The organism is Verrucomicrobiia bacterium (assembly GCA_019634635.1).
GTDB lineage: Bacteria > Verrucomicrobiota > Verrucomicrobiia > Limisphaerales > UBA9464 > UBA9464.
The window spans coordinates 140,488-159,395 of the sequence record JAHCBB010000005.1; the positions used below are offsets into that span (position 1 = coordinate 140,488).

Sequence of the window (18,908 nt, forward strand, 5' to 3'; positions counted from 1 at the left end):
GGGAATTGCTCTGGGCCTCGCGGTCCGAACTTCACGCGCGCCGGTGGCCCAGGATAGTTTCCGTCCGGTGATCCGTTGCTGCCTTCTCCTGTGTTGCCTCGCGGCCGTGTCCTGGGGCGCCACCCCGGGCCCAGGCGCCTACCTCAGGGATCCCGCCCTCCACGGGGAGACGATTGTCTTCACTGCGGAGGGAGACCTCTGGTCTGTGTCCACGGCCGGCGGGGTCGGCCGCCGGCTCACGTCGCACCCCGGAATGGAGCAGCACGCCGCCTTTTCACCGGACGGCGCCACCCTCGCGTTCTCGGCCGAGTACGAAGGACCCCGCGAAGTGTACACCATGCCCGCATCCGGCGGGCTGCCGACCCGGCATACCTTTGACGGCAGCGAACCGCGGATCGCCGGCTGGACCCCGGACGGCCGGGTGCTGTACCAGACCCTCCGACACGCGACCCTGCCGAATGCCCAACTCATCCGGCTGAATCCAGCCACCGGCATCCGCGAACCGGTCCCGCTGGCCCAGGCGTCGGAGGGGGTGTACGACTCGGAGGGCACCACGCTGTACTTCACCCGCCTGCCCAAGCAGGGCAGCAGCACCAAACGCTACCGGGGCGGGTGGATCGAGAACCTTTGGCGTTTCGCGCGCGGTGACGCCGAGGCGGTCCGACTGGCGGCGGATTTCGACGGCACCAGCCGCAATCCAATGTGGTGGGCCGACCGGATCCATTTCATCTCGGACCGCGACGGGATCATGAACCTGTGGTCCATGACCACGAACGGCACGGACCTGCAGCAACGAACCCGCCACACCGGGTTCGACATCCAGACCGCCTCGCTCCACGCCGGCCGGGTGGTGTACGCGCGAGCAGGGAACCTCCACCTGCATGACCTGGCCTCCGGGCAGGACACCATCATTCCGGTGGTGCTGGCCTCCGACTTCGACCAGTTGCGGGAGCGCTGGGTGAAGCGACCCCTGGACTACATGACCTCCGCGAAACTCTCGCCATCCGGAGACCGGCTGGCGCTGACCGCCCGGGGGCAGGTGTTTGTGGCCACCGTGGAACCGGGACGCCTGGTCGAGGTGCCCCGTCCCGCCGGGGTGCGGTACCGGGCGGCAACGTTCCTGCCGGACGGCCGGGAATTGCTGGCGCTTTCGGATGCCACCGGCGAGCTGGAGTTCTGGAGATTGCCCGCAAACGGCGTGGGCGCCCCGGTTCAGCTCACCACCAACGGCTCCGTATTCCGGCATCCCGGAGTCCCATCCCCCGACGGCAGCCGCATTGCGTGGGGCGACAAAAATCAGCGGCTTTGGATTCTGGAGCCCGGGACCAACACCCTCACCCTGGTTGCGGAAAGCGGCATGGACGCCATCACCGACTTCTCCTGGTCCCCCGATGGGCGCTGGCTCGCCTACGTGACGGCGGCCTCCAACGGCTACCCGCAGGTCCACCTGTACGGCGCCGCCGACGGACGGCGCGCCGTGGTCACCAGCGACCGCGTGGACAGCTACAATCCGGCATGGTCGCCGGACGGCCAATGGCTCTATTTCCTGAGCGATCGCCGGCTTCGATCCCTCGTGGACAGTCCCTGGGGTCCACGCCAGCCGGAGCCGTATTTCCCGGAATCCACGCAGGTGTTCGCCCTGGCGCTCAGGTCCACGGCCCGGTGGCCGTTTCAGGAACCCACTGAACTGGGTTCGCCGAATGCTGAGGCCGAAACGCCGGCTGACAAATCGTCCAAGCCCGGGCAAACCGCTTCTTCCGAGGGCGCTGCGACCGCGGCCACCGAGGTGGTCGTGGAATGGGAAGGCCTGCCCTCCCGCCTCTATGAGGTGCCGGTCCCTGCCGGAAACCTCCAGCAATTATCCGTTGGCCGGAAACACCTGTTCTGGCTGGCACGGGACACCGGCTTCGACACCAAGTGGCAGCTCCGCCAGCTCGAGATCACGCGGAAGGATCCCAAGGCGAAGACCCTGGTGGAGGACGTGACCGCCTATGAGCTGTCACTGGACGGCCGGAAGCTGCTGGTGCGCAAAGGCGACCAGTTCCATGCGATTGCCAGCGATGCCCCGGCGCCGGCGAAACTCGAAGACCGGTTCCGCCTCGACGACTGGACCTTTCCGGTGGTGCCGCGGGAGGAATGGCGCCAGATCTTCCTGGAGTCGTGGAGGATGATGCGGGACTACTTCTACGACCCCGGGATCCATCAACTGGATTGGGCCGCCCTTCGGGACCGCTACCTGCCCCTCGTGGACCGGGTCAGCGACCGGGCGGAGCTCAGCGAAGTCCTCTCGGAGCTGATGGGCGAACTCTCCACGCTCCACATCAACGTCCGGTTCGGCGACCTCCGCGAGGGTTCCGATTCCGTCCGGCCCGCCTCGCTCGGAGCGCTGCTCGTGCGCACGGAGTCGGGCGGCGGCTGGCGGGTGGACCGCCTCTACGAAAGCGATCCCGATTTCCCGGGCGGCCTCGGACCCTTGCGTCAGCCTGGGGTGGACGTCCGCACGGGCGACGTGATCACCGCGGTGAACGGCCTGCCCACGCTGCCCGTGCTGGAGTTCGAACGTCTCCTGCGCAACCAGGCCGGGCGCCAGGTGCTGCTGGAGGTCCGGCCGGGTGGCACCAGCGATCCGAGGCAGGTCGTGGTGAAACCGGTTTCCATCCCCCGGGATGCCGACCTCCGATATTCCGATTGGGAGTTTTCCCGACGGCGGGAGGTCGAGGCCCGTGGCAACGGCCGGATCGGCTACGTGCATCTGCGGGCGATGGGAACCCAGAACATCGCGGAATGGGCCCGCGAGTATTATCCGGTCTTCGACCGCGCGGGACTCATCATTGATGTGCGCAACAACCGGGGCGGGAACATTGATGCCTGGATCCTCAACCGCCTGCTGCGGAAGGCCTGGTTCTACTGGAAGCCCCGGGTGGGCCAGGCCACCTGGAACATGCACTACGCCTTTCGCGGACATGTGGTGGTGCTGTGCAACGAGCGGACCGCCAGCGACGGCGAGGCGTTCACCGAGGGCTTCCGCCGTCTCGGGCTGGGCAAGGTGATCGGCACCCGCACCTGGGGCGGCGAGATCTGGCTCAGCGCACAGCGATGGCTGGTGGACAGCGGCATGGCCAGTGCCGCCGAGTTCGGCGTGTTCGGCCCGGAAAGTGAGTGGCTCATCGAGGGACACGGCGTGGACCCCGACATCGTGGTGGACAACCTGCCCCACGAAACCTTCCAAGGGCGTGACGCCCAGCTGGAGGCCGCAATCCAGCACCTCCAGGAATTGATCGCCGCGGATCCGCGTCCGGTGCCGCCCCATCCGCCCTACCCCGACAAGCGATTCCCGAAATGAGCCGCCTCAGGACAACGCCAGCGGACCCGCCTCGCACAACCGGGCATTCCCGAAGGCCTTTAGGTCATGCCCGAAGGCATGGGCCAGGGAAAGCCACAGCCGGTTGTGCGGCGTGAGCTCCAGCTTGAGCGCCCGGCCGGTGCCAAATCCCAGCCCACCGCCCACCAGCACGAACGGGATGTTCTCATGGGTGTGGCTGTTGCCCTTGCCCAGCTCGTTGGTCCAAAGAAGCGTGGTGTGGTCCAGCATCGAGCCCTCGCCCCCGGGCTCCGGTGTTTCCTCCAGCTTCCGGGCGAGGACCGCAATCTGTTCGCAGAACCAGTGGTTGATCTTCACCAGCTTTTCCTGGGATGGCTCGTTGAGATCCGGATCGTGCGAGAGGGAATGATGCCCCTCTTCAATGCCCAGCCAGCGCATCCGCGCCTGGCCGACTGAATTGGTAAACTGGATGGAGGCCACGCGGGCCATGTCGTTCGCCAGGGCATTGACCAGCAGGTCGGTCTGGAGTGCGGTCACCCGGGGCATGTCATCATTCTCCGTCCCACAGCCGGGCTCCAGGACCGGTTCCGGATGCGCCAGCTTCTCGTCGCGGGCGGTCTGCAGGTCCACCTCCAGCTCCCGTACCAGGGTCGCATGCTGCTCGATGCGCTGCCGGTCCTCGACCCCCACCCGCGCCGCCACCCGCTTCAGGTCGGCATGCACCGAATCCAACACGCTGGCCAGGCTCTCCCGGTCCTTCATCCGCCCGTACAACTTCTCAAAGACCAGATACGGATCGTCGAGCGGCGCCACCGGCTGGTTCGGTCCGGCATAAACCCATCGGGTCCACGGGTCGGCCCGGTTGGGCACGGCCACCCCGAGCTCCAGGGACCCAAACCGGGTCCGGGTTTCCTCACGCCCCTGCAGGAAATTCTTCAGTTCCTGGTCAATCGAGATGCCGCTCGCCCAGCCGGCAGGTGTGTCCGAGCCGCCCTGGATATTCCCGGGAAACAGCTCGATGCCGGTCAGCAGACAGCTCATGCCTCGCATGTGTCCGTCGCCGTCCCCACGCACCCGGTTGCACAGACCCTGCACAATGAGCGTCCGGTCCCGCCAGGGCTCCAACGGCGCCAGGATCCGTTTGAGTTCGAACCCGGCACCCTCGGTGTCGGGCCAGAAATCCGGGGGCACGATGCCGTTGGGGGAGAAGATGAAGACGATCCGCTGGCGCCCACCCGATGGAGCCGGCGACGCCAGGGCGGACAGTCCGCCAAGAAACGGCAGCGCAGCCGTGGACAAACCAAGCCGGGCAAGAAACTGGCGACGTTGAAGGAAGGTCATGGTGTCGTGTGTTGAGGGTTGGAGGAGGAGGAAGGCATCGCCGCCAGCGTGACCATGGACTCCAGCAGCCTGCGGATGTGGCATCCGGACTCCAGGAAGTCGAGGTCGAGGGAGGACAGCGTGTCCGGCCCATAGGCTGCCGGAGCCTGCTGGACGGTGTGCTGAAAGAGCTGCCGGACAAACCCGCGCCGGGCTTCATCGCTGGCTGCGGCATGGAGTGCCAGGTCCCGGGGGCCGCGCAGGATCAGGCGTTCGCCATCCGTGGTCAGATATTCGGCGACGGCATCCACGGGCTTGGTGTTGTCCACCGTACGAAAGCGTCCGACGGCGTCGAAATGCTCCAGACTGAACCCCAGCGGATTGATGGTTGCATGGCATCCCATGCACGCCGGCTTCGATGTGAGCTCGGTCACCTTCTCACGCATGGTCAGCGACGGATCGAACCGGTCGTCCATGAACTCGATCGCCATCGGCGGTGGCTTGAGGAACCGCCCGAGCACGTTGCGCGTCAGAAACACCCCCCGGTGTATCGGCGACGACGAGCGGTGATAGGCCAGCGTGGTGAGCAGGAAGGGATGGGTCAGGACGCCCGCGCGCAACCCGGGCTCGAAACGGACCAGCTCAAACGTGTCGCCGGCCGGTGGTGTTGCCCCGTAGAATGCTGCGAGCCGCGAATTCACCGGCAGGGAGTCCGCAAGCAGCAGTTCCCGATAGTCCGATCGCTCGCTCCATACCACCGCGTCCACCAGCGTCTCCAGCGACTGCCGCAGATCGGCCAGCAGCGCGGCGTCGAATCCCGGGAAGGCGCTTTCATCCTTGGAGACATCGTCCGCCTCCTCCATGGCCAGCCAGTGCTCGAAGAATCCGGCGAGCTTGGCCCGGGTCTGCGGGAGGGCAATCATGCGCCGCGCGGCCTCACGCACCTGCCCGGGACTGCGCAAGGCCCCGTCCTCCGCGGCCTCCCGTAAGGGCGCGTCCGGGAGTGAATCCCACAGGAACAGTGCCAGCCGCGCCGCCACGGTGTGGTCCTCCGACGCGCCGCCGGGGTCGGGGTAGAGGAATCGCGGGGAGGCCAGCGTGCGGAGCAATGCCCGCTTCACCGCGACCTCGGGCGGCAACCCGGACTCGAACAGCCCCGCGATCACGCCGTCCGGATCCGCCTCGGACATCGGGCGCCGCGCCGCGCGAGCCGCCACGGTGAGAGCGAACTCCCGGAGCCCTTCGACGCGGTTGGTGTCCTTCATGCGGGTCCCGCTGTACAGGTCGAGGCGGGTGACCACGTCCTCGGTCACTTCGAGGGCCGCCCGGGTCGTCGCCTCATGCCAGGCCTTCGAGACCGCCGATCCCCGTTCATACCCCAGGCTCCGATCATCGGCGGGCAGGGGGGTGCGGACCACGACCACGGGCGGCGATGGATCCGGCGAAAGGTGCCCAGGGCCGGGCACCGACCAGACGCCGTGGGGTGGGCGCCACTCGAAGCGGATTCCGGCATCGGCCTCCTTGAACTTGAAATAGTCGAGTCGCAGCGGATACCACCGCCCGCCCAGCAGGAACATCCGGGCCACTCCCTCACGGCGGGCCCCCCCCGAGCTGACCCAGAGATCAATGACCGCCGGTGCGCGCCGTGCGTCGCTGTCATCCCGGCGATTGGTGTCCCCGGGCCGCAGGGCCTCATTGACGTAGAGGCGGGCTCCGTTGGGGGTCGTGAGCCGGAATTCGTATACGCCCGTGTGCGGCGCCATCAGGGAACCGGTCCACGCGATCGAAAACTGGTCGGCGGTGATGCCCTCCACGGGGCTGTTGGTGCCAAACTGAAAGTCCACGGAGGGATCGGTCCGGACCAGAACCTCCTTCTCCTTCTTGTTCATCCCGTTGGACTGGTACAGGGCGGCACGCAACCCCCCCGGAACCGCCGGCACCGCCGGCGGCAGGAACCCAAGAAACAGGTCGGCCACGGACTCGCGCAACTGCCGGTTGGAGAGCCGCAAAAAGTCCACGCGCGGCGGGTTGTTTCGCGCCCGGGCGGCCGGTGAGTAGAAGGCGTCGAAAATGTAGCGGGCCACCGCCGACGCCTCCTCCCCGACACATTGCTCGGGATGCTCCTCGGGCATCGTCCGCTCAATCAGGCGGGTCAGCGACTCCAGCGACCGGTCGCCATGGAGGGTCTCGTCGTAGCGCCCCGCCACGCCCTCGCCCTGCTCCCCGTGACATTCCACGCACAAGCGGCGGTAGATGGCGTCGCCGGACACTCCGGCGAGGGCCATCACCGGAGCGACCGCAAGCACCAGACAGAACACGTGGATTCGATACATGACTGAACAGTTGAAAACTGCCCCATGAAGCCGGATCCGCCAAGCAAAGCCGGCGGCTTCATCCAGCCCGCCTTGGAGGGAAGAAACCCGCGGGGGTCCGCCCCTGCACCTTTCGGACGCGCCTCTCCCCGGCATCCTTCAATCCCCGGACGTCAGATCTCCACCTGCATGCCCAGTTCGACGACCCGGTTGGCAGGCAGTTGGAAAAAGCTGGTCGCGCTCTGGGAATTCCTGGCCATGACGGCAAACAGCATCTCCCGCCAGCGGACCATCCCGCTCTTCCTGCTGGAGATGATCGTCTCACGACTCAGGAAATACGAGGTCTCCGCCTCGCGAAGCTTTAATCCGTAGTCCGCGCATCGCCGGAGCACCTGCGGTACGTTGGGCTCCTCCATGAAGCCGAACGAGGCCCGCACCCTCCAGAACCCCTGCCCGAGCTCCTCCACGGTGATCCGGCTGGCATCGTCCACCCGCGAGGTGTCGTGAACCACGATGGTCAGGAAGATCACCCGGTCGTGAAGCACCTTGTTGTGCTTCAGGTTGTGAAGAAGGGCGATCGGCACGCCCTCCGGGTTGCCGGCCAGATAGACGCCGGTGCCCTTGACCCGCGGCACTTCACGCCGGCCGATGCCCTCCAGGAACTGCGTCGCCGGCAGGGCAGTGGTCCGGACCCGCTCCCACAACAGGCGGCGTCCGGTCCGCCACGTGGTCATCAGCAGGAACACCATTGAGGCGACCAGAAGCGGGAACCAGCCGCCATGCATGAACTTGAGGGAATTGGCTCCAAAGAACGCCGCCTCGATCAGGAACGCCGGAATCACCACGGCCAGGGTGGTCCAAAGCTTCCAACCCCAGAGACGCCTCGCCACGAAGTAAAAAAGCACGGTGGTGATCAGCATGGTGACGGTGACGGCGATCCCGTACGCGGCCGCCAGGTTGGATGACGATCGGAATCCAAGCACCAACGCAACGCAGGCCACCATCAGAGCCCAATTGACCTGGGGAATGAAGATCTGGCCGCGCTCCCGCTCGCTGGTGTGCTCGATGGCCAGTCGCGGCAGGTAGCCCAGTTGCACCGCCTGCATGGTCAGTGAAAAGGCGCCGCTGATCAGGGCCTGGGACGCGATCACCGCCGCGGCCGTGGCCAGTCCGACCAACGGCAGCAGCATCCAGCGCGGAGACAGCCGGTAGAAGGGGTTGACCGAGGCATCGGCGTCCTCGAGGAGCAGCGCGCCCTGGCCGAGGTAATTGGCCAGCAACGCCGGCAGCACCATGCCGAACCACGCCAGGCGCATCGGTCGCGCGCCAAAGTGCCCCATGTCGGCATACAACGCCTCGCCTCCGGTGACCACGAGCACCACGGCACCGAGCACCTTGAATCCCAGCCATCCATTCCGCTGGAAAAACTCGACGGCATGGAGGGGATTCACGGCACCGAACACCCCCGGGTGCATCAGAATCCCATGCACCCCCAGCGCGCCGATGGTGGCGAACCAAAGGATCATCACCGGACCAAACACCTTGCCGATCGTCCCCGTTCCCGCGCCCTGCACCCCAAAAAGCGCCACTACGATAACGACCGCCAGCGGCACCACGAATGGCGCAAAACGCTGCGTGGCGACCTCAAGCCCCTCGACGGCCCCGAGGACCGTGATGGCCGGTGTGATCATCCCGTCGCCATAAAGCAGGGCGGCACCAAACAGGCCCAGCAGGATCATGCCCGTCGCCACCCTGCCCGGGGCGACGCCATCCCGGCGCTCGGGAAACGCCAGCGACAGCAGCGCAAGAATGCCGCCCTCGCCCTTGTTGTCGGCCCGCAGCACAAAGATGAGGTACATCACCGAGACCACCAGGATCAGCGACCAGATCACCAGGGACAGCACCCCCAGGATGTTGGCCGGCGTGGGTGCCACGCCATGGGCGCCTCCAAAACATTCCTTGAGCGCGTAAAGCGGGCTCGTGCCGATGTCGCCGTACACCACACCGAGGGCGGCCAGGGTCAGCCCGGCAAGTCTCAGCCGGCTCGAGGGTTTGGATTCCATGGGATCAGTCGGAAACCGGCGGGCCGCACCGCGACGGAAGCACCAAGGTGAGACCCGGACCCGGGCAACGGGACCAGAAGCGTGCGCGGGACACAGGCTCCGGGCCTTCGCCGGAGTCGCTCCCCTGCCGGGGGACGGGCGCTGAATCTTGAAACCACCTCACCTTGCAACGCTGCGGACGCTCTCCAACAAGGGCAGCGTCCGGCCGCGTCCGGCGGGCTCGAACCACCCTTCCAAATGCCTGCGAGGTTAGCTGCCGGGCTGGAGCTTGGAAGTGCCCCCGCCGGGTGAACCCCGGATCCCTGCGGACCCGGGCCTCCACCTGCGTACGCCCCAATTCCCGCGGGATTTTCCGCGCGGGAATTTTGGTTCCCCCGTGCCCGGCGATGGAAGGTGCCGGACTTCGGCTGCGCGCGAAGTACGCCACGTTTCACCGCGCACGTCAAACCGCAGAGTCGCACCGCACGAGTCGCAAGGACTCCACGCCGCAGCGGGCGACGGTCCGACAGCGTCGGAGCGTTCCCCGGTGTTCACCGCTGTTCGAGACATCGGCCCCGCGGTAGGCTCCACCCATGATTCGTCTCGGCTCCCTGGAGCTGACGTCCAACCTGTTTCTGTCGCCGCTGGCCGGATACACGAACCTGCCCTTCCGGCTGGTGGTTCGTGAAGTGGGCGGCGTGGACCTTTGCACGACTGACCTCGTCAACGCCCGGTCGCTGCTGGAACGGAACCCCAAGGCGCTGAAGCTCGTCGAATCCAACGAACGGGACCGTCCGCTCGCCGTCCAGCTCTTCGGCGCCGTGCCGGAGGAGATGCGGGACGCGGCGCAACAGGTCGAGGCGATGGGCGCCCGGGCCGTGGACATCAACATGGGCTGTCCGGTGCGCAAGGTCTGCCGCGTCGGCGGCGGGTCGGCGATGATGACGGCCCTGGACCGGACGGCGGCGCTGGTGCGGGCAATGACCGGGGCCGTCGGAATCCCGGTGACCGCCAAGATGCGCCTGGGCTGGGACGAGGAAAACCAGACCGCCCCGGAACTGGTCCGAGCGCTCGAGGACGCGGGCATCGCCGCAGTGTTCATCCATGGCCGTACCCGGGAGCAGGGCTTCAGCGGGCGGGTCCATCTGCCGGGAATCCGCCGCGTGGTGCAGGCGGCGCGCCGGATCCCGGTCATCGGCAACGGGGATGTCACCACTCCGGAGGGGGCTCGCGCCATGATGGACGCCACCGGCTGCGCGGGCGTGAGCATCGGTCGCGGGGCGTTCTATGACCCGTGGATCTTCCGCCGCACGCGCCACTTTCTCGACACGGGAGCCCTGCTTCGCGAGCCGGGATTTGAGGAACGCGTGCGCCTGATGACCCGGCACCTGGACCTGATGATCGAGGTGTTTGGGGAGCCGCACGGCTGCGTGATGTTCCGCAAGGTGGCCCCGTGGTACTCCAAGCGGTTCGGACCGGCCTCGGGCTTCAACAAGCGGGTGGTTCACCTGCGGACCCGCACCGAGTTTGACGCCATCCTCAACGAATACCGCCGATGGCGGGAGTCCTTCTGCGATGAGGCTGGCGAACTGCTTCCGCGCCACCGCCCGGCGCCGATGGTGCCGAGCTTCCTGGACGGCGAACGCGGCGGGGAACCCGCCAGCGCCCGGCGCACGGAAATCCCCGTCCCAAAGGGTCCGGTCGAGGTTTGGTGACCGGAGGCCCGGGCCGACGCCCGGCCTCCGCAACCGACCGCGCCGCCCGTGGGAAATGTTGCACAATGCGGCCTTGCCAAACCGGGTTCGGGGGACTTCCCTAGGAACGGTTTCAAACCTTCTCGTTATTCCCATGAAATCTCTCTCAAAGATCGTTGTTGTCGCGGCCATCGCCGCCGCCGCTGTTGCTGTCCGTGCCGATGAAGGCAAAGAGGTCAAGCTGACCGGCGAGGGCATGTGCGCAAAGTGCGAACTCAAGTCGGCCGACTCCTGCCAGAACGTGGTGCAGGTCAAGGACGGCGACAAGAAGACCACCTATTATCTCACCGGCGACGTGAGCAAGGCGTTCCACAAGAACCTCTGCTCCACGACGGCCAAGGTGAATGTCGAAGGCACCTGCACCAAGGACGGCGACAAGCTCGTCGTCGCGGTCACGAAGATCGAGGCCGTCAAGTAAGGCCGCCCGCCCCCGAAATCACACCCGCCGCGGGACATCCGCCGGCGGGTTTTTCTTTTCCGGGGCCGTTCAGGGAAGCCGCGGACCGGGGCTCGCGGATGGTCCAGACGTCAGTGGTACTCCTGGATGGTCTTGACCGAATAGCCGTTCTCCCGGAGAGCGGCGATCGCCATCACTGCGGCGCGTGCACCGCTCAGGGTGGTGATGATCGGCGTGCCCGTCATGACCGCCGTGGTCCGGATGCGCACCTCATCCGACCTCGGGGCCGAGCCGCTGGGGGTGTTGATCACCAGGTGGAGCTCCTTGTTCTTGAGAAGGTCCACGGCGGTGGGCCGCCCCTCATTGAGCTTGAAGATCCGCTGCACCTTCAGGCCGGCCTGCTCGAGCACGGTCGCGGTGCCCCCGGTGGCGACCAGTTCGAAACCCAAATCCGCGAGATCCGTGGCGATGGCGGCCACCCGGGGCTTGTGGGAGTCCCCCACGCTGATGAACACCCGCCCCGACAACGGCAGCGGCGAACCGGCGGCCATCTGGGCCTTGGCATAGGCAATGCCCAGGCTCGCATCGAGGCCCATCACTTCCCCGGTGGACCGCATCTCCGGGGACAGGATGATGTCCTGCCCCTGGAACTTGTTGAACGGGAACACCGACTCCTTGACCGCCCAGTAGTGCAGCGGGACCTCTTCGGTGAAGCCCAGATCGCGGAGCGTCCGGCCCGCCATGACCTTGGCCGCCAGCTTGGCCAGGGGATGCCCGATGGCCTTGGATACGAAGGGCACGGTCCGTGAGGCCCGCGGATTCACCTCGAGCACGTACACCACGTCGTCCTTCACCGCATACTGCACGTTCATCAACCCGGCGACCTTCAGCGCCCGCGCCATGGCGTGGGTGTGGCTGCGGATGGTGTCCACGACCGCCGGCGACAACGTGTGCGGCGGGAGCACCATGGCGGCATCGCCGGAATGCACCCCCGCGAACTCGATGTGCTCAAGCATCCCGCCAATGACCACCGTGCCCTTCGACGGATCCTCGAACAATCCCACGTCGGCAATGCAGTCCACGTCCACCTCGGTGGCGTCCTCCAGGAACTTGTCCACCAGCACCGGGCGCTCCGGAGACGCCTCGACGGCGACCCGCATGTAGTGCTGCAGTTCGTGGTCGGCATAGACGATCTGCATGGCGCGACCGCCGAGGACGAACGAAGGACGCACCAGGACCGGGTAGCCGAGGGTCCGGGCGATGGCCAGGGCCTCCGCCTCGCTCGTCGCCAGCCCGTTGCGCGGCTGGGGAATGCCGAGCCGGTCCAGCAGGGCGGCAAACAGCTTCCGGTCCTCCGCGATTTCGATGCTTTCCGGGGACGTTCCGATGATGCGCACCCCGTTCTTTTGCAGTCCGAGCGCCAGATTGAGCGGTGTCTGGCCTCCAAATTGCGCAATCGCCCCCCAGCATCGCTCCCGCTCGTAGATGTGCAGCACGTCCTCCAGGGTGAGCGGCTCGAAGAACAACTTGTCCGAGGTGTCGTAGTCCGTGGAGACCGTCTCGGGATTGGAGTTCACCATCAGCGTCTCGAACCCGTCCTCCTTCAGCGCGAAGGCGGCGTGGACGCAGCAGTAGTCGAATTCAATCCCCTGTCCGATCCGGTTGGGACCGCCCCCGAGAATCATGATCTTCCGGCGGTCGGAGGCTTCCACCTCATCATCGCCCCGGTCGTAGGTGGAGTAGTAGTACGGCGTGTAGGCCTCAAACTCGGCGGCGCACGTATCCACCAGCCGGTAGCTGGGCACCAGCCCCAGGCGATGCCGCTCGGCCCGGACCGCATCCTCCGTGGACGAAGTCAGGTGGGCGATCTGGCGGTCCGAAAACCCGAGCGACTTGGCCCGGGATAGCAGTTCAGCGGATGGCGGCATCTGGCAGCGACGACCCGGGCAGATAGCCAGAGGGGGGCTCCCCTGTCGAGGCACGAGTGATCTCCGGCAGGTGCTACGGGTGCCTTACGGCCAAATCCGGGGCACGCAACCCGGGCGGGGGCCGTCCGCTCCGTATTCGTTGCCTCAGAAGTGGACCACCTCGCCGTCCCGGCCCAGGCTGAAGGGCACCGGATTCAAGAGCTCCTGGAGCCTGCGCTCGGTCACCCCGGGGGCCTCCAGGTGATCCCGGGCCACATGCACAAAGACCACCCGTCCAGGCGGTGCAGCCCGCAAGGCGGCGCACAGAGGTTCCAGTTCCACGTGTGACAGCTCGCAGATCAACAGTTCGGGACGCGCCACCAGCAGCGGTTGGAGATCCGCGACGTCCCCGATGTCGGCGGTATGCGAAACCCGGAAACCCGGTCCCGAAAGCACGAAGCTGAAGGCCTCAAAGGCGGTGGCCGGATGACGCCCTTCCAGGCTACGCCGCAGCGACTCCAGGTGGCTGGTGGGATGGGCGGTGACGGTGACCTCACCAATCGGAACCGCCTGCCCCCCGGTCAGGGGACGCCACTCAATGACGAAGCCGATCAATTCGGGTGGCAGCACCACGGCCTCCAGCCATGCGGCCAGGGCGGCGAGGGCACGCGGGGCGGCATACACGGGGAGCGGACGCCGCCGCTGTTGCAGCCAGAGCGACTGCACGAACATGGAGAAGCCCCCCACATGGTCGCTGTGCATGTGGGACAGGAATACGGCATCCACCGCTTCATAGGCGATGCCCGCCGCCTTGAAGGCGGTGCTCATGCCGTCCCCGCAGTCCACCAGGATGGTGGTGTTGCCACAGCGATAGAGGAACGAGGCGTGGCGCCGGTCTCCGGACGGCCATCCCTCGCCGACCCCGAAGCAGGTCACCGAGCGGCGGACACCTGCGGTTGCGGACGAGGACGACATCAGCGGGTGGCGAGGTTGTAGGCTGGTGTTCCCCCGCGAGGCAAGCCGCATGAACCGGAGAATCGGGAATCCCGGTCCCATGACAAGAAAATGGCCGCCCCGGTGGTCCGGGGCGGCCGATGCAAACAGAATACCGCCGGCAGTGCGCCGGGGCGCGGCCGGCGGGCGGCTACTTCTTCTTCTTCTTCGCGGGCTTCGACGCGGCCCGCTTTTCCTCGATCGCGGCCTGGGCGGCAGCGAGGCGGGCGACCGGCACCCGGTAGGGGCTGCACGAGACGTAGGTCAGGCCGACACGATGGCAGAACTTCACCGACTCGGGATCGCCGCCGTGCTCGCCGCAAATGCCCAGCTTCATTCCCGGACGCGAGGCCCGACCCTTCTCCGCCGCGATCCGCACCAGTTGCCCGACACCCGTCTGGTCAATCGAGGCGAAGGGATTCTTCTTCACGATCTCGTTCTCGGTGTAGGCGCCAAGGAACGAACCCGAATCATCGCGGGACATGCCAAGGCAGGTCTGCGTCAGGTCATTCGTGCCGAAGCTGAAGAATTCGGCGGTCTGGGCGATCTCGTCGGCCGTCAACGCGCCGCGGGGGATCTCGATCATGGTGCCGACGGTGTAGGCAATGCGGACCTTCCGTTCCTTCTGAACCAGGGCCGCCACCTCGTGAACAATGGCCACCTGGAGGTCGAGCTCCTTCTTGAAGCCCACCAGCGGAATCATGATCTCGGGTTTCGCCTTGAAACCCTTCTTGTTGGCCTCGGCGGCCGCCTCAAGCACGGCGCGGGCCTGCATCCGGGTGATCTCCGGATATTTGATGCCGAGACGGCAGCCGCGAAACCCGAGCATCGGGTTGAACTCATGCAGTTCATGCACGCGGGCCATGATTTTCTCCACGGGAACGCCGAGCTTCCGTGAGAGATCCATCTGCTGTTCCTTGCTGTGGGGCAGGAACTCGTGCAGCGGCGGATCCAGAAACCGGATGGTCGCCGGAAATCCCCCCAGGGCCTTGAAGATGCCAAGGAAATCCTCGCGCTGGTAGGGCAGCAGCTTGGCCAGCGCCGCCTCGCGGGCTTCCAGGGTCTCCGCGAGGATCATCTCCCGCATCGCATCAATGCGGTCGCCCTCGAAGAACATGTGCTCCGTGCGCGTGAGCCCGATGCCCTCGGCACCGAACGCGATCGCCTGGGCGGTCTGCTCCGGCGTGTCGGCATTGGTCCGCACCGACAGGCGCGTGGCCTTCTTGCACCAGCCCATGAGCTGCACGTAATTGCGGTACTTTTCCGTCTTCTGCGCCCGTTGGTCGTTGTTCAACAGGCCGGTGATGATCTCCGACGGGGCGGTCTTGATCTGGCCCGCATACACCAGGCCGGACGTGCCATCAATGGACAGGAAATCCCCCTCCTTGAAGGTCTTGCCGTCAATCACGGCCGTCTTGGCATCGTAATCAATCTGCACCGCGGCAGCACCGCAAACACACACCTTGCCCATCTGACGGGCGACGAGGGCCGCATGGGACGACACACCCCCGCGGGCGGTGAGGATCCCCTCGGCTGCAATCATCCCGCGCAAGTCCTCGGGCGAGGTTTCCACGCGGACCAGCAGCACCGTCTCGCCCTTCTCGGAGGCCTGCACGGCACGGTCGGCGTTGAAGTACACGCGTCCGGTGGCCGCTCCGGGACCGGCAGGGAGGCCCGTGGCAATGACCCGCGCCTTCTTCACCTCGGAGGGATCGAAAATCGGGGCCAGCAACTGTTCAAGCTGGTCGGCGGGGTTGCGCAGGACGGCGGTCTCCCAGTCAATCAGCTTCTCCTGGACCATGTCCGCGGCGAACTTCAGCGCCGCGGCCGCCGTGCGCTTTCCGTTGCGCGTCTGCAGCATGAACAGCCGCCCTTCCTGGATGGTGAATTCAATGTCCTGCACATCCCGGAAATGCTTCTCCAGGGTCTTCCGGACGTTGAGCAGCTCCGCATAGCTCTTCGGCATCACGTCCTTGAGCTTCAGCACCGGCTCGGGGGTCCGGACGCCCGCGACGACATCCTCGCCCTGCGCGTTGACCAGGAATTCGCCGTAGAATTCGTTGGTGCCGTTCGCCGGGTTGCGGGTGAAGGCCACGCCGGAGCCCGAGGTGTCACCGGTGTTGCCAAACACCATGGCCTGCACATTCACCGCCGTGCCCCATTCCGACGGGATGTTGTATTTGCGGCGGTACACAATCGCGCGGTCGTTCATCCAGGAGCCGAACACGGCCCCGGCCGCGCCCCGCAGCTGGTCCCACGGATCGTTGGGAAACACGCGGCCCGTTCGCTCCTTCACCAGCGCCTTGAAGCGCCTCACCAGCTCCTGCTGATCCTCCGGGGTGAGCTTCGAATCCTCGACCTCGGCGTGATACTTCTCATGCTTGTACGCATGGATCACGGTCTCGAACGGCTCGTGATCCTCCCCCTCGCGCTTCTGGACGCCCAGCACCACATCGCCGTACATCTGGATGAAGCGCCGGTAGCAATCCCAGGCAAACCGGGAATTCTGGGTGGCCGCCTCCAGGGCCAGCACCGTCTGATCGTTCAGACCCAGGTTCAGGATGGTGTCCATCATTCCCGGCATGGAGTCGCGGGCGCCGGAGCGCACGGCCACCAGCAGCGGCATGCCGGAAGTGGCACCAAACTTCGTGCCCATGATCCGCTCCATGTTGGCAACACCGGCCTCCATCTGGGACTGCAGCTCCCTGGGGTACGTCCGTTTGTGCGCGTAGTAGTAGGTGCACACCTCGGTGGTGATCGTGAATCCGGGCGGCACGGGGAGCCCGATGCGGGTCATTTCGGCGAGGTTGGCGCCCTTGCCGCCAAGGAGGGCCTTCATGGACCCGTCCCCGTCAGCCTTCTTGTGTCCCCAAGTGTAAACGTATTTCGGAGCTTTTGGCATGTGTGATGGCGTGTTGCAGAATGCGTGTTGCGTCGTCGGGCGGGAAACCCGCCAAAAAACGGAAGTCGGACGCTATCAGGGTCAGCCCCACCGTCAATCGGTAGAAAATCCCGGGGCTCACCGGGGGGGCATCCGGCGCCGCGACCTCCGGTCCGCCGCCGCGTCCAGAGGGCCGCGGTCCCGGCGTATCAGGCATTCGAAAAATAAGTCATTGAAATAACGTTCCCACTTTGTAACCTGAGGCCCTTACATGAAAGATCCTCTCAAGGTATTCACACAACTCCGGGCGGCGATGCTGAAGCGCCAGGCGGAGATTCAGGACGAGCTGGCCCGGATTGAAGAGGCGCTTGGCGGCGCTCCGGCGGCCCCGGCCCCGGTGCGGCCCCGCGCCCGCGCCGAGGCGGTCGAGGTCCAGGATCCAACCCCGGCCCCGACCCGGGGACGGGGCCGCCCGAAGGGCTCCGGGTCCGGCGCCCGAGGCCCGCGCAAGCGCGCCTCCAACTCCATGTCCCTGGCCGAGGCGGTCCTGACCGTCACCAGGGCCAAGCCGCTCTCAAAGACGGAGATCCTCGCGGCGGTGGACCGGCTGGGCTACAAGTTCTCGGCCAAGGACCCGCTGAACTCCCTCAACACCACGTTGTACTCCAACAAGAAGATCAAAAACTTCGGCGGGACCTTCGGACCGAAGTAATCCCGCACCGGCCGTCAGGAATACCCTGCCGACCTTGCAGCAGAGCCCGCGCCGCCCGCGACCGCGAAGGTTGCTGGCGGCGCCGGGCCCGTGTCCTGAGGCGTCTCCCACGATTTTCAAGGCACCGGTTCAGGGTGCCCTTCGGCGGAGGCACCTCCTTGACCGCGGGATCCTTCACCCGGCCAACGCCGCCGTTGATGTCGCTCCGCTTCCGTCCGCATGCGGCCCTGGTGCTGGTGCTGGTGGTCGAACTCACGGGCGCCTGTCGTTCCGTTCCCCTCGACGCCCTCGTCGCTGCCAAGCCCGCGGCCCCGGCGGGGGCCGCGGTCGCCCTCTTCAACGGCTGCGATCTGTCGGGGTTTTACACGTGGCTGGTGGACACCCGTTTCCAGGATCCCCGGCGGGTCTTCTCGGTCACCAACGGCTGGCTCCGCATCTCCGGAGACGGTCTGGGCTACCTTGCAACCCGCGAGTCCTTCCGGGACTACGAGCTGACCATCGAGTTCAAGTGGGGCAGCACCAACACGCATTGGGGCGATCGCTCCGGCAGGGCGCGCGACTCCGGAATCTTCCTCCACGCGACCGGTCCCGACGGCAACAGCCACGATGGTGGCGGTGCGTTCATGGCGGCCATCGAATGCAACCTCTTCGAGGGTGCCACCGGTGACCTCCTCCTGATCCGCGGTGACGACGCCCGGGGGAACCTGATCGCCCCGCGCGTGACGGTCACAAGCGACGGCCGACGGGACGCCGATGGCTGGCCCTGGTGGTCCCCGGAGGGGAGCCCCATCACTCTCGAGCGCTGGGGCCGGGTGAACTGGCGGAACAAGGACGCGAACTGGCGGGACATCACCGGCTTTCGAGGCCCCAGGGATGTCGAGCGTCCGCCCGGCGAGTGGAATCAACTCGTCATCACCTGCCGCGACGGAACCATCCGCATTGTGCTCAACGGCCAGCTCACGACTGAGGCGACCCTGGTCTGGCCGCGCGAAGGAAAGCTGCTGCTCCAGTGCGAGGGCTCGGAGATCTACTTCCGCAGGATGCTCGTCCGGCGGATTGAGATTGAGTGAAGGGGACCTGCTGTGTGTGGACCGGACGCCCCCCCAACTTCCATAGGGATTCCGACCATCGCCGTGGGAATGCAGCGCGGAAGAATTGATCCCCGATGTCACGCGCCGATTTGAAATGCGTTTGGAGCTTGTGGCGCCGGGACAGCCTCGAGCCTCCGCCGCCCGGGCACGCTTCACCGCGACCGATTCCCGTTCCCA

General features: G+C 66.4%; 11 protein-coding genes. 5 read left to right on the forward strand and 6 right to left on the reverse strand.

Annotated elements, in window-relative coordinates; all coding sequences use genetic code 11:
- Positions 1-67: 67 nt before the first annotated feature.
- Positions 68-3,343, forward strand: coding sequence for a PD40 domain-containing protein (locus KF791_05265; GenBank protein MBX3731983.1), 3,276 nt, complete (start codon positions 68-70; stop codon positions 3,341-3,343).
- A 6-nt stretch (positions 3,344-3,349) separates the two neighbouring features.
- Here KF791_05265 and KF791_05270 read toward each other — a convergent pair whose 3' ends face one another.
- The 3 genes from KF791_05270 to KF791_05280 all read right to left on the reverse strand — a co-directional run bounded on the left by KF791_05270 (position 3,350) and on the right by KF791_05280 (position 9,017).
- A complete protein-coding gene (locus KF791_05270) occupies positions 3,350-4,663 on the reverse strand; it encodes a DUF1552 domain-containing protein (GenBank protein ID MBX3731984.1) in 1,314 nt (437 codons plus the stop codon).
- The gene (locus KF791_05275; protein MBX3731985.1) at positions 4,660-6,975 is read right to left on the reverse strand and encodes a DUF1592 domain-containing protein; all 2,316 of its coding nucleotides are present in this window, start codon (positions 6,973-6,975) and stop codon (positions 4,660-4,662) included. The genes KF791_05270 and KF791_05275 overlap by 4 nt, the downstream gene beginning before the upstream one ends.
- A gap of 152 nt (positions 6,976-7,127) precedes the next feature.
- The gene (locus KF791_05280) at positions 7,128-9,017 is read right to left on the reverse strand and encodes a potassium transporter Kup (protein MBX3731986.1); all 1,890 of its coding nucleotides are present in this window, start codon (positions 9,015-9,017) and stop codon (positions 7,128-7,130) included.
- 575 nt (positions 9,018-9,592) lie between these two features.
- Between KF791_05280 and dusB the strand changes: the two genes are divergently transcribed.
- Both dusB and KF791_05290 read left to right on the forward strand, forming a co-directional pair.
- Positions 9,593-10,711, forward strand: a complete 1,119-nt coding sequence (gene dusB, locus KF791_05285; protein MBX3731987.1) for a tRNA dihydrouridine synthase DusB — start codon at positions 9,593-9,595, stop codon at positions 10,709-10,711.
- Positions 10,712-10,844: 133 nt separating this feature from the next.
- Positions 10,845-11,168 (forward strand): hypothetical protein, encoded by a 324-nt coding sequence (locus tag KF791_05290; GenBank protein ID MBX3731988.1) that lies wholly within the window; start codon positions 10,845-10,847, stop codon positions 11,166-11,168.
- Between the two features lie 110 nt (positions 11,169-11,278).
- On the opposite strand, the gene carB is transcribed toward KF791_05290, so the two are convergent.
- From carB to ppdK, 3 genes are all read right to left on the reverse strand, one after another.
- The gene (carB, locus tag KF791_05295) at positions 11,279-13,075 is read right to left on the reverse strand and encodes a carbamoyl-phosphate synthase large subunit (protein ID MBX3731989.1); all 1,797 of its coding nucleotides are present in this window, start codon (positions 13,073-13,075) and stop codon (positions 11,279-11,281) included.
- A gap of 144 nt (positions 13,076-13,219) precedes the next feature.
- On the reverse strand, positions 13,220-14,029 hold the full coding sequence (locus tag KF791_05300) for a ribonuclease Z (GenBank protein ID MBX3731990.1): 810 nt from the start codon (positions 14,027-14,029) through the stop codon (positions 13,220-13,222).
- A gap of 169 nt (positions 14,030-14,198) precedes the next feature.
- Complete coding sequence (gene ppdK / locus KF791_05305) at positions 14,199-16,949, reverse strand: pyruvate, phosphate dikinase (protein ID MBX3731991.1); 2,751 nt, start codon at positions 16,947-16,949, stop codon at positions 14,199-14,201.
- Between the two features lie 250 nt (positions 16,950-17,199).
- On the opposite strand from ppdK, the gene KF791_05310 reads away from it, so the two are divergent.
- Both KF791_05310 and KF791_05315 read left to right on the forward strand, forming a co-directional pair.
- The gene (locus tag KF791_05310; GenBank protein ID MBX3731992.1) at positions 17,200-17,640 is read left to right on the forward strand and encodes a hypothetical protein; all 441 of its coding nucleotides are present in this window, start codon (positions 17,200-17,202) and stop codon (positions 17,638-17,640) included.
- 197 nt (positions 17,641-17,837) lie between these two features.
- Positions 17,838-18,710, forward strand: coding sequence for a DUF1080 domain-containing protein (locus KF791_05315; protein ID MBX3731993.1), 873 nt, complete (start codon positions 17,838-17,840; stop codon positions 18,708-18,710).
- The last annotated feature ends 198 nt before the right edge of the window (positions 18,711-18,908 follow it).

Excerpts from the sequence above, each read along its gene's own strand:
- KF791_05270 (MBX3731984.1), bottom strand. The coding sequence starts at position 4,663 with ATGACCTTCCTTCAACGTCGCCAGTTTCTTGCCCGGCTTGGTTTGTCC.
- KF791_05275 (MBX3731985.1), bottom strand. The coding sequence starts at position 6,975 with ATGTATCGAATCCACGTGTTCTGTCTGGTGCTTGCGGTCGCTCCGGTG.
- KF791_05280 (MBX3731986.1), bottom strand. The coding sequence starts at position 9,017 with ATGGAATCCAAACCCTCGAGCCGGCTGAGACTTGCCGGGCTGACCCTG.
- KF791_05290 (MBX3731988.1), top strand. The coding sequence starts at position 10,845 with ATGAAATCTCTCTCAAAGATCGTTGTTGTCGCGGCCATCGCCGCCGCC.
- carB (MBX3731989.1), bottom strand. The coding sequence starts at position 13,075 with ATGCCGCCATCCGCTGAACTGCTATCCCGGGCCAAGTCGCTCGGGTTT.
- KF791_05300 (MBX3731990.1), bottom strand. The coding sequence starts at position 14,029 with ATGTCGTCCTCGTCCGCAACCGCAGGTGTCCGCCGCTCGGTGACCTGC.
- ppdK (MBX3731991.1), bottom strand. The coding sequence starts at position 16,949 with ATGCCAAAAGCTCCGAAATACGTTTACACTTGGGGACACAAGAAGGCT.
- KF791_05310 (MBX3731992.1), top strand. The coding sequence starts at position 17,200 with ATGAAAGATCCTCTCAAGGTATTCACACAACTCCGGGCGGCGATGCTG.
- KF791_05315 (MBX3731993.1), top strand. The coding sequence starts at position 17,838 with ATGTCGCTCCGCTTCCGTCCGCATGCGGCCCTGGTGCTGGTGCTGGTG.